Here is a 10610-nt window from a genome sequence, read left to right as displayed (position 1 = left end):
CCGAAGGGGTGGGCTGCGCCGTCCTGCCCAAGCAGGGTCTGGGCATCGCCCTGAAGATCGACGACGGCACCCCGCGCGCCCGCGAGGTGGCCCTGGCCGCCCTGATCCGCGCCACCAAGGTGCTGTCGGACGAGCAATGGAGGCGGGCCGGCCAGCTCATCAACCAGCCGGTGACCAACCGCAACGGCCTGGAGGTCGGCGTGGTCCGCCCGGCGGAAGGCTGAAGGTCCGCAAGCGCGATCAAGCCGCCCTCGCCTAGGGTATCGGGCATGGAGGACCCATGACCAAGCCCGACACCCTGCTGGACTACGGCCGCCGCATCGCGCGCGTCGTCGATCACATCGCCGCCCATCCGGACGAGCCGCTGGAACTGGAGCGGCTGGCCGCCGTCGCCTGCTTCTCGCCCTACCACTTCCACCGCATCTACCGCGCCATGACGGGGGAGACGGTGGCGGACACGCTGCGGCGGCTGCGCCTGCACCGTGCCGCGGGCGATCTGGTGCGGGGCGGCGACGGCGTCGCGCAGGTCGCACGGCGGGCCGGCTATGGCAGCGTGGAGGCGTTCACCCGCGCCTTCGGGCAGGTCTACGGCCTGAGCCCCGGTGCCTACCGGCGGCAGGGCCGTCTGGTTCCTCCACCCGACCAACCACCGGACGAGGAGCGAAACATGCACGACGTCACCATCCGCGATCTGCCGCCGCTGCGCGTGGCCGCCATGGCTCACCAAGGCCCCTATATCGACATCGGCACGACCTTCGAGCGGCTGTACGCCTGGGCCGCGGGCCGCGGCCTCGTGGGACCGGACACGCGGTCCTTCGCCCTCTATTACGACGACCCGGAGTCGGTTCCGGCGGACCGTCTCCGCTCCGAGGCCGCGTTGCTGGTCGACGGACCGATCCCCGAGGACGGACCGGTTCGCGCGCTCGACATTCCCGGCGGCCGCCACGCCATCCTGATCCACAAGGGTCCCTACGCGGAGTTGGAACGCCCCTACCGCTGGCTCTACCGCGACTGGCTGCCGGCGAGCGGCCACACGCCGGCCGACCGCCCCTGCGTCGAAGAGTATCTGAACGACTGCCGCAAGCTGCCCCCCGAGGCGTGGCTGACCGAGATCCGTTTGCCTTTGGCGTGAGAGGAGACGGTGGGGAGGCCTTCCTCCCCACCCTTTCCCGCGATGATGCTATGGTCCGGCACCCGTCCACCTGACCGGTTGCCCGATCCATGAGCATCGACACCCTGCGCGCCCAGTACGAAGCCTTCCCCTATCCCGCGCGCAACCCCGCCGACGAGACGAAGCGCCTGATCACCGGGTCGCCCAGCCATCTGGACGAGGTGAACCACAACGTCTTCGGCGGCCGTCTCGACCACGCCAAGCCCCTCTCGGTTCTGGTGGCCGGCGGCGGGACCGGCGACGGGACGATCATGATCGCCCAGCAGATGGCCGACGCCGGCAATCCGGGACGCGTCACCTATCTCGACCTCTCCGACGCCGCGCGGGGCATCGCCGAGGCGCGGGCCGGGGCGCGCGGGCTGACCAACATCGACTTCCGCCGCGGCTCGCTGCTCGACCTCGGCGGTCTGTTGGAGGAGGGGGGTCCGTTCGACTACATCGACTGCTGCGGCGTGCTCCATCATCTGGACGAGCCGGCGGCGGGCATCCGCTCGCTGGCCGGGGCGCTGAAGCCGGGCGGCGGGATCGGGCTGATGGTCTACGCGCCGTACGGGCGCACCGGCGTCTATCCCATGCAGGCGGCGCTGCGCACCATCGCGGCGGACCTGCCGCCGAAGGAGCAGGTGGCGCTGGCCCGCCGGCTGATCGAGCGGCTGCCGCCGTCCAACTGGCTGCTGCGCAACCCATTCATCAACGACCACAAACAGGCCGACGCCGACCTCTACGACCTGCTGCTGCACTCCTGCGACCGGCCCTTCACCGTGCCGGAACTGGCGGAGCTGGCCGCGGCGGGCGGTCTGGCCATCGCCGCGCTGGTGGAGCCGTACCGCTACGACCCCGCCGTCTGGGTGAAGGATCCCCGCCTGCTGAAGCGGCTGGACGGGCTGTCGCGGCTGGAGCGCGCCGCCTGGACCGAGCAGGTCACCGGCAGCATGACCAAGCACATCGCCTATCTCGTCCGTCCCGAGGACGCCGAGGGCGCCGTCGCCCGCCCGGACGGGCCGGAGGCGGTGCCGGTGCTGCGCGACCTCGACGGTGCCGCGGTGGCCAAGGGCCTGCCCCCCGGCGGCGTGCTGGAGGCCGAGCTGATGGGCGCCGTCGTCCCCCTGCCCCTGCCCCGGCTGGCCGGGCCGATCCTGGCGCGGGTGGACGGGCGGGCCAGCCTGGGGACCATCCACCAGGCGGTGGCGGAGAAGGCCGGCCCGCTGGCCTGGGACGCCTTCCTGGCGCAGTTCACGCAGCTTTTCACGGCGCTGAACGGCGTCGGCAAGATGTATCTGCGCCGCTGAACGGAGCGGTCCGCAAGGCCTGGACATGAAAAATCCGCCGCCGGGCGACCCGGCGGCGGAAGTTCATGGAGGAAACAACCAGGCAGCAAAAGGTGCTTAGTGGATGCTCTCGCCGTGCAGGGCGAGGTCCAGGCCGTCGCGCTCGACGTCCTCGTCCACGCGCAGGCCGATCACCACGTCCACGACCTTCAGCAGGATGAAGGAGCCGATGGCGGTGTACACGACGGTGGCGAGGATGCCGTAGACCTGCGTCCAGATCTGGCCGATGTTGCCTTCCAGGGCGCCGGCGGTGCCGCCGATGGCCTCCTGGGCGAAGACGCCGGTCAGGATGGCGCCGACGATGCCGCCCACGCCGTGCACGCCGAAGGCGTCCAGCGAGTCGTCATAGCCGAGGGTGCGCTTCAGGCTGGTGGCGCCCCAGTAGCAGACGACGCCCGAGGTGAGACCGATCACCAGCGCGCCGGTCGGCCCGACGAAGCCGGCGGCCGGGGTGATGGCGACCAGACCGCCGACCGCGCCGGAGATGATGCCGAGGATCGACGGCTTGCCCTTGGCGGCCCATTCGACCAGCATCCACGCCATGGCGGCGGCGGCGGCGGCGATCTGCGTGACCAGCATGGCCATGCCCGCACGGCCGTCGGCGGCAACCGCCGAACCGGCGTTGAAGCCGAACCAGCCGACCCACAGCAGCGAAGCGCCGATCAGGCTGAGCACCAGGTTGTGCGGGGCGAAGTTCTCGTTCGGGTAGCCCTTGCGCTTGCCCAGCACGATGGCGGCGACGAGACCGGCCACGCCCGCGTTGATGTGCACCACGGTGCCGCCGGCGTAATCGAGCACGCCGTCACCCATCAGATAGCCGCCCGGACCCCAGACCCAGTGAGTGATCGGCGCGTAGATCAGCACCGACCAGAGGGCCGTGAAGATCAGCATGGACGAGAACTTCATGCGGTCGGCGAAGGCGCCGGCGATCAGGGCCGGGGTGATGATCGCGAAGGTCATCTGGAAGACGACGAACAGCGTCTCCGGGATGGTGCCCTGCAGGCTGTCGATGGCGACGCCCGACAGCATGAACTTCGACAGCGAACCGAAATACGGGGTGCCTTCGGTGAAGGCGATGCTGTAGCCGACGGCGAACCACAGGATGGACACCATGCAGCAGATCGCAAAGCTCTGCATCACCGTGGCCAGCACGTTCATCTTGCGGACCATGCCGCCGTAGAAGAGAGCCAGGCCGGGGATGGTCATCAGCAGGACCAGCGCGGTGGACATCAGCATCCACGCCGTGTCGCCGCTGTTCAGGGTCGGCGCGGCGGCGGCCGCATCCTGGGCCAGGGCGGCGGCAGGCAGACCGGCCAAGCCCAGAATCGCCGCCATCATCGGCGCGGCGGAATGGAAGAGACGGCTCATCGAGGCTCCTCTTTATCGAATGCTTCTGGCCCGTTTCGCCCCGTCCCCGGTACAGACGGGGCGGCGGGAGGGGGCCGTGTGACGCCGATTTGTCTTCAAGAAGCGTGCCAACCCGAAAGGGCTAGGAATCGCGGTGGTTGCGGCCTTTCGGATGACCGCAAAGCGGCATAGGCCCCGAGTCGCGGGCCTTGGTTGCCTAGAAAAGAAGCAGATTACCGACCCCCCCAATGCCCTTTGCCTTGGCATGATTCGCCCATGGATTGCAGGTTGATTGGCCAGCGTTGAGGCGCCATGCGCTCGTTTCCCGCGCGCTTGCCTGCTTTTTGTGCACAACGATGCGCCTGTTTTCCGCACAGCCGTTGGACAGCCCTCCTATTTCCGGCATGTTCCCCTCGGCCTATTGGCCCGTCCCCGTGAAATGTGGCACGGTCACCCTCTCTACCGGCGGAGCCGGACGGGGCCGGGGACAAGCGGCCCAGCCCATACGGGTCCGCCGGACGCTTCCGGATGGCCGACAGCAAAAAAGAGAACCGAAAGGGGAGACACATGCTCGACAAACGGGATCTGCGGCTGGCGCCGCGCCGCGCCGTGGCCCTCGTCCTGGCCGGTGGCCGGGGCAGCCGGCTGAAGCAGCTGACCGACCGTCGCGCCAAGCCCGCCACCTATTTCGGCGGCAAGTTCCGGATCATCGACTTCGCCCTGTCGAACTGCATCAATTCGGGCTTCCGCCGCATCGGCGTGCTGACCCAGTACAAGTCGCACAGCCTGCTGCGCCACCTGCAGCGCGGCTGGAACTTCTTCCGTGGCGAGATGAACGAGTTCTGCGACCTGCTGCCGGCGCAGCAGCGCATCAGCGAGACCGCCTGGTACCAGGGCACCGCCGACGCGGTGTACCAGAATCTGGACATCCTGCGCGACCACGAGCCGGAATACATCCTGATCCTGGCCGGCGACCACATCTACAAGATGGATTACGGCGCGCTGCTGCTCGACCACATCGCCAAGAAGGCCGACGTGACGATCCCCTGCATCCAGGTGCCGCGCGCCCAGGCCACCGGTTTCGGCGTGATGCATGTGGACGAGACGCAGCGCGTCATCGACTTCGTCGAGAAGCCCGCCGATCCGCCGCCGATGCCGGGCAACCCGGACAAGTCGCTGGCCAGCATGGGCATCTACGTCTTCAACGCGCAGTTCCTCTACGACCAGCTGGAGCGCGACTTCCACGAACCCGGCTCGTCCCGCGACTTCGGCAAGGACATCATCCCGTATCTGGTGACCAGCGGGGCGCGGGTGATGGCGCACGACTTCGCCGATTCGGCCATCCTGAACGGCCACGAGTCCGAGCCCTACTGGCGCGACGTCGGCACCATCGACGCCTATTGGGAGGCCAACCTCGACCTCTGCCACGTCACGCCGCAGCTCAACATGTACGACCGCGAGTGGCCGATCTTCACCTACCAGGAGCAGCTTCCCCCGGCGAAATTCGTCTTCGACGACGAGAACCGGCGCGGCATGGCGGTGGACAGCCTGGTGTCGGGCGGCTGCATCGTCTCCGGCTCGCTGGTGAAGAACTCGCTGCTGTTCAGCGAGGTGCGCGTCAACTCCTTCAGCGAGCTGCATCAGGCGGTGGTCCTGCCGGATGTCGACATCGGCCGCCACTGCCGCCTGACCAAGGTGGTGATCGACCGCGGCGTGGTCATCCCCGAGGGGCTGGTCGTCGGCGAGGACCCGGAGCTGGACGCCAAGCGCTTCTACCGCAGCGAGGGCGGCGTCTGCCTGATCACCCAGGACATGATCGACCGCCTGCCCAAGGACTGACATCTCCCCATCCCCCTTCGCCCCCACGGGGCGAGGGGGCGATGAGCAAGACCAAGAAGAAACCGAAAGACCCCGCCTCCATGCGCGTCCTGTTCGTCACGCCGGAATGCTACCCCCTGGTGAAGACCGGCGGGCTGGCCGATGTCTCCGCCGCCCTGCCCCCCGCCCTGAACCGCGCCGGAGCCGAGGTCCGCCTGCTGCTGCCCGGCTATCCGGCGGTGCTGAACGGGCTGACCGACCTGCAGCCGGTCGGCAAGCCCCTGACTGATCTGCCCGGCGGCGCCCCGGCGACGCTGCGGATCGGACGGATGCCGGACGGGGTTCTGGCCTATGTGCTGGACGCGCCGTCGCTCTACGACCGGCCCGGCAACCCCTACCTGGGGCCGGACGGCAAGGACTGGCCCGACAACGCGGAACGCTTCGCCGCCCTGTCCTGGTGCGCGGCGGGCTTCGCGGCAGAGGACGGCCTCGATCCCTGGTGGCGGCCCGACGTGCTGCACGGGCACGACTGGCAGACCGGCCTGATCCCGGCCTATCTGGAGCTGCGCCCCGACCGCTTCGCCGGGCCGTTCCGGCCGGGCACGGTGACGACGATCCACAACATCGCCTATCAGGGCCTGTTCGGCGCCTGGATGATGAGCGACCTCGGCCTGCCGTCGGCCGCCTTCCGGATCGACGGGGTGGAGTATTACGGCGGCGTCGGCTTCCTCAAGGCCGGTTGCTTCTACTCCGACCGCCTGACCACGGTCAGCCCGACCTACGCCCACGAGATCCAGACCGCAGAGCACGGTTCGGGTCTGGAAGGGCTGCTCGCCACGCGGGCCGAGGCGCTGACCGGCATCCTCAACGGCGTGGACTACGACATCTGGGACCCCGCCATCGACCCGCACATCGCCGCCCGCTACGGCGCCGCGGACCTCGGCGGCAAGGACCTGTGCAAGGCCGACCTCCAGGCGACCTTCGGCCTGGACCGCCGGGCGGACGCCCCGCTGGCCGCGGTGGTCAGCCGCCTGACCGGCCACAAGGGGCTGGATCTGGTGCTGGAGGCGGCGTCGCAATGGATCGCCTGGGGCGGCCAGCTCGCCGTTCTCGGCAGCGGCGAACCGGCGCTGGAGGCCGGCTTCCGCCACCTCGCCACCTGGTTCCCGAAGTCGGTCGGCGTGCGCATCGGCTACGACGAGGCTCTGTCCCACCGCATCCAGGCCGGCGCCGACCTGTTCCTGGTGCCCTCGCGGTCGGAGCCCTGCGGCCTGACGCAGATGTACGCGCTGAAGTACGGCACCCTGCCGCTGGTCCGCCGCACCGGCGGCTTGGCCGACACCATCGTGGACGCCAACCCGGCGGCAGTGAACGACGGCAGCGCGACGGGCTTCCAGTTCGTCAACGCCACCGTTCAGGAGCTGACCTGGGCGCTGCGCCGCGCCGCCACCCTCTACCGCAAGCCGGAGCGCTGGCACGCCATGCAGCAGCACGCGATGACCCGCGACTTCGGCTGGCACGGCCCGGCGGAGGAGTACATGGAGCTGTACCGGGCGGTGGCGCCGGTTCTGGTGGCATAAGAATCAGGCTGGAACCCTGTGCGCGTCCGTGGGCAGGGTCAGCTTCCCTACATTGTTGGGAATTTTTCGCTTGGCGCGAATTCGATCGCACATCCGATCAAACTCCACATAGTTGTTTGCCGATCGGCTCTGCGAAACCGCAATGTACGGATCAAGTATGCGCCGCATTCTTAAAAAATAAGATCCTGACATTCTATCAACAATGTCGATGTCGTAAACCTCAGTCTCCACCCCCACCGCCATATGCTCAATGATAGACAAAAGCTCCCTTATATTTCTTCTTTCGTTTTCGTCAATCTCACTTAAATTTATAACGTGATTGATACCAAACTTTTCTTCAAGGCGCCCGACAATCGGCCTGTATTTCTCTCTTATGCTGTTGACGTACTCAATGGTTGATTGTTTCTTTCTCCGTTCATGATCGGCTATGTATGATTCCCTCATAATTCGAACTTGCTCTGAATTGAGAAGCAGTTGCCGCCACACCACAACCAGCAATCCGAAATTCACCACAGCTCCAACCACCGAGGCGGATACAAGAACAATCGATTCGTCCATAAAATGTCTCCCGCGTGAGTTTTTCCACCGAACCCTACCACGCTGGAGCCACCTCGCCAAAGGGTGACCTCCTTCGGCCTGGATTGGCTCCTGGAAACCTGCCTCTCCTGCCGAACCGATCCGGCGCCCCCCTTCTCCATTGCGCGCATCGTCCGTCCGCCCTATGTTCCGGCCCAAACCAGGGCTCCGGGCACCGATGACTGACCTTTCGCACATCCGCAATTTCTCGATCATCGCGCACATCGACCACGGCAAGTCGACCCTTGCCGACCGGCTGATCCAGCAGTGCGGCGGCCTCGATTCGCGCGAGATGCGCGAACAGGTGCTCGACAGCATGGACATCGAGCGCGAGCGCGGCATCACCATCAAGGCGCAGACCGTCCGCCTGCTCTACAAGGCCAAGGACGGGCAGCAGTACACGCTGAACCTGATGGACACGCCGGGCCACGTCGACTTCGCCTACGAGGTCAGCCGCAGCCTCGCCGCCTGCGAGGGCTCGATCCTGGTGGTGGACGCCTCGCAGGGTGTGGAGGCGCAGACGCTCGCCAACGTCTACCAGGCGATCGACAACAACCACGAGATCATCCCGGTCCTCAACAAGATCGACCTGCCGGCGGCGGAGCCCGACCGCGTGAAGCAGCAGATCGAGGACGTGATCGGCCTGGACGCCACCGACGCCGTGGAAATCTCGGCCAAGACCGGCCTGAACATCGACGCCGTTCTGGAAGCCGTGGTGCAGCGGCTGCCCGCGCCCAAGGGCAACGCCGACGGCGAGCTGAAGGCCCTGCTGGTCGATTCCTGGTACGACCCGTATCTCGGCGTGGTCATCCTGGTGCGCGTGGTGGATGGGCGGCTGAAGGTCGGCCAGAAGGTCCGCTTCATGTCCACCGGCAGCGCCCACGAGGTCGACCGCGTCGGCGTCTTCACCCCGAAGGCGCTGCTGACCGGCGAGCTGGGGCCGGGCGAGATGGGCTTCATCACCGCCGCCATCAAGGACATCACGCTGACCAAGGTCGGCGACACCATCACCGAGGATCGCCGCCCGGCGGCCGAGCCGCTGGCCGGCTTCAAGCCCTCCATCCCCGTGGTGTGGTGCGGCCTGTTCCCGGTCGACGCCGCCGACTTCGAGCGGCTGCGCGACAGCCTGGGCAAGCTGAAGCTGAACGACGCCAGCTTCCATTACGAGGCCGAGACGTCGGCGGCGCTGGGCTTCGGCTTCCGCTGCGGCTTCCTCGGCCTGCTGCATCTGGAGATCATCCAGGAGCGGCTGGAGCGCGAGTTCAACCTGGACCTGATCACCACGGCGCCGTCGGTGGTCTACAAGCTGTACATGACCGACGGCACGGTGATGGATCTGCACAACCCGGCCGACATGCCGGACGTGATGAAGATCGACCGCATCGACGAGCCGTGGATCAAGGCCACCATCATGCTGCCCGACGAGTATCTGGGCGGCATCCTCCAGCTCTGCACCGAGCGGCGCGGCCAGCAGATCGAGCTGACCTACGCCGGCGCCCGCGCCATGCTGGTCTACCGGCTGCCGCTGAACGAGGTGGTCTTCGACTTCTACGACCGTCTGAAGTCGATCAGCCGCGGCTACGCCAGCTTCGACTACCAGATGGACAGCTACGAGGAAGGCGACCTCGTGAAGATGTCGATCCTGGTGAACGCCGAGCCGGTGGACGCCCTGTCGATGATCGTCCACCGCTCCCAGTCGGAGCGCCGCGGCCGCCAGCTCTGCGAGCGGCTGAAGGAGCTGATCCCGCGCCAGCTCTTCAAGATCGCCGTGCAGGCGGCCATCGGCGGCAAGATCATCGCCCGCGAGAGCATCGGCGCGCTGCGCAAGGACGTGACGGCCAAGTGCTACGGCGGCGACATCAGCCGCAAGCGCAAGCTGCTGGACAAGCAGAAGGAAGGCAAGAAGCGCATGCGGCAGTTCGGCCAGGTCGAAATCCCGCAGAGCGCCTTCATCGCCGCTCTCAAGATGGGCGACGAATAAGCGCCGGCCTTGCGGTGATGTGACGGGAAGCGGGTCCGGAAAGGCCCGCTTTCTTTTTGTCCGCGCATCCCGGAGCCCACAAAAAGTCGAATGACTCCCCGCATGGAATCGCCTATCACCGCGATCAGGCTTCCAAACGGATGATGTCCCGTGACGCGCACTGTCATGTTCGGCCTGCCCGCCGCCGCGATCGTCGTCGGCATTCTCGCAGGCTGCACCCCGAACTACTCCCCCAACACCTACGCCGCCACCGCGACCCAGCAGGCGAACAAGGTGGAGCGGGCGGTCGTCATCGGGTTCCGTCAGGTCAAGATCAGCACCAGCGGCACCGTCGGCGCGGTCACCGGCGGGGCCGCCGGCGGTGTGCTCGGCTCGCAGTCGGGCACCTTCGGCATCAATTCGGCGCTGGGCGCGGTCGGCGGCACCGCCATCGGCGGGCTGATCGGCACCTCGATCGAACATGTGACCGGCGACACCACGGGGTGGGAATACATCGTCCGCAAGCCGGACGGCGAGCTGCTGTCGGTCACCCAGCGGGAAGAGAAGCCCATCGAGATCGGGCAGAAGGTCCTGGTCATCGCCGGCAGCCAAGCCCGCATCGTCGCCGACTATTCGACCGACCCGACGCCCGCCACCGAGATCAAGGACGCTGCCAAGGACGCGGCGAAGGATGCGGCCAAGGACACGCTGAAGGAAGCGGCCAAGGACGAGGCCAAGCCCGCCGCGGCGATCGAGGCGGAGGAGATTTCCGCCCCAACCCCGGCGGAGACTCCCGCGGAAGCCCCGGCTTCGGCCGCCTCGACTCCGGA

At 67.4% G+C, this 10610-nt stretch carries 9 protein-coding genes; 7 read left to right on the top strand and 2 right to left on the bottom strand.

Annotated features, from left to right (window positions below; genetic code table 11):
* From GBZ26_RS21480 to GBZ26_RS21470, 3 genes are all read left to right on the top strand, one after another.
* On the top strand, positions 1 to 224 hold a 224-nt coding region (locus tag GBZ26_RS21480; protein WP_174440592.1), incomplete at its 5' end, for an asparaginase.
* Positions 225 to 280: 56 nt separating this feature from the next.
* Positions 281 to 1132 carry an AraC family transcriptional regulator gene (locus tag GBZ26_RS21475; RefSeq protein WP_174440591.1) on the top strand — a complete coding sequence of 284 codons (852 nt, stop codon included), beginning with the start codon at positions 281 to 283 and terminating at the stop codon, positions 1130 to 1132.
* Between the two features lie 89 nt (positions 1133 to 1221).
* Positions 1222 to 2460, top strand: a complete 1239-nt coding sequence (locus GBZ26_RS21470) for a class I SAM-dependent methyltransferase (RefSeq protein WP_174440590.1) — start codon at positions 1222 to 1224, stop codon at positions 2458 to 2460.
* A gap of 96 nt (positions 2461 to 2556) precedes the next feature.
* On the opposite strand, the gene GBZ26_RS21465 is transcribed toward GBZ26_RS21470, so the two are convergent.
* Positions 2557 to 3867 carry an ammonium transporter gene (locus tag GBZ26_RS21465; protein WP_174440589.1) on the bottom strand — a complete coding sequence of 437 codons (1311 nt, stop codon included), beginning with the start codon at positions 3865 to 3867 and terminating at the stop codon, positions 2557 to 2559.
* Between the two features lie 546 nt (positions 3868 to 4413).
* On the opposite strand from GBZ26_RS21465, the gene glgC reads away from it, so the two are divergent.
* Together glgC and glgA are read left to right on the top strand one after the other, a co-directional pair.
* Positions 4414 to 5685 carry a glucose-1-phosphate adenylyltransferase gene (gene glgC, locus GBZ26_RS21460; protein ID WP_174440588.1) on the top strand — a complete coding sequence of 424 codons (1272 nt, stop codon included), beginning with the start codon at positions 4414 to 4416 and terminating at the stop codon, positions 5683 to 5685.
* 80 nt (positions 5686 to 5765) lie between these two features.
* Positions 5766 to 7244 (top strand): glycogen synthase GlgA, encoded by a 1479-nt coding sequence (gene glgA / locus GBZ26_RS21455; protein ID WP_174440594.1) that lies wholly within the window; start codon positions 5766 to 5768, stop codon positions 7242 to 7244.
* Between the two features lie 3 nt (positions 7245 to 7247).
* On the opposite strand, the gene GBZ26_RS21450 is transcribed toward glgA, so the two are convergent.
* Positions 7248 to 7802, bottom strand: a complete 555-nt coding sequence (locus tag GBZ26_RS21450; RefSeq protein ID WP_174440587.1) for a DUF4760 domain-containing protein — start codon at positions 7800 to 7802, stop codon at positions 7248 to 7250.
* 196 nt (positions 7803 to 7998) lie between these two features.
* Here GBZ26_RS21450 and lepA point away from each other — a divergent pair, with 196 nt between their 5' ends.
* Complete coding sequence (gene lepA / locus GBZ26_RS21445; protein ID WP_094301531.1) at positions 7999 to 9801, top strand: translation elongation factor 4; 1803 nt, start codon at positions 7999 to 8001, stop codon at positions 9799 to 9801.
* 150 nt (positions 9802 to 9951) lie between these two features.
* The coding region (locus GBZ26_RS21440; RefSeq protein ID WP_345772055.1) for an outer membrane lipoprotein at positions 9952 to 10610 on the top strand (659 nt) is incomplete at its 3' end.

This window comes from Azospirillum formosense (genome assembly GCF_013340925.1).
In the GTDB taxonomy this organism is placed as follows: Bacteria; Pseudomonadota; Alphaproteobacteria; order Azospirillales; family Azospirillaceae; genus Azospirillum; species Azospirillum formosense.
Note: the sequence above shows the minus strand (reverse complement) of the source record. Positions and strands in the feature narration are given on the sequence as shown.

Excerpts from the sequence above, each read along its gene's own strand:
- glgC (WP_174440588.1), top strand. The coding sequence starts at position 4,414 with ATGCTCGACAAACGGGATCTGCGGCTGGCGCCGCGCCGCGCCGTGGCC.
- GBZ26_RS21475 (WP_174440591.1), top strand. The coding sequence starts at position 281 with ATGACCAAGCCCGACACCCTGCTGGACTACGGCCGCCGCATCGCGCGC.
- GBZ26_RS21450 (WP_174440587.1), bottom strand. The coding sequence starts at position 7,802 with ATGGACGAATCGATTGTTCTTGTATCCGCCTCGGTGGTTGGAGCTGTG.
- lepA (WP_094301531.1), top strand. The coding sequence starts at position 7,999 with ATGACTGACCTTTCGCACATCCGCAATTTCTCGATCATCGCGCACATC.
- glgA (WP_174440594.1), top strand. The coding sequence starts at position 5,766 with ATGCGCGTCCTGTTCGTCACGCCGGAATGCTACCCCCTGGTGAAGACC.
- GBZ26_RS21470 (WP_174440590.1), top strand. The coding sequence starts at position 1,222 with ATGAGCATCGACACCCTGCGCGCCCAGTACGAAGCCTTCCCCTATCCC.
- GBZ26_RS21465 (WP_174440589.1), bottom strand. The coding sequence starts at position 3,867 with ATGAGCCGTCTCTTCCATTCCGCCGCGCCGATGATGGCGGCGATTCTG.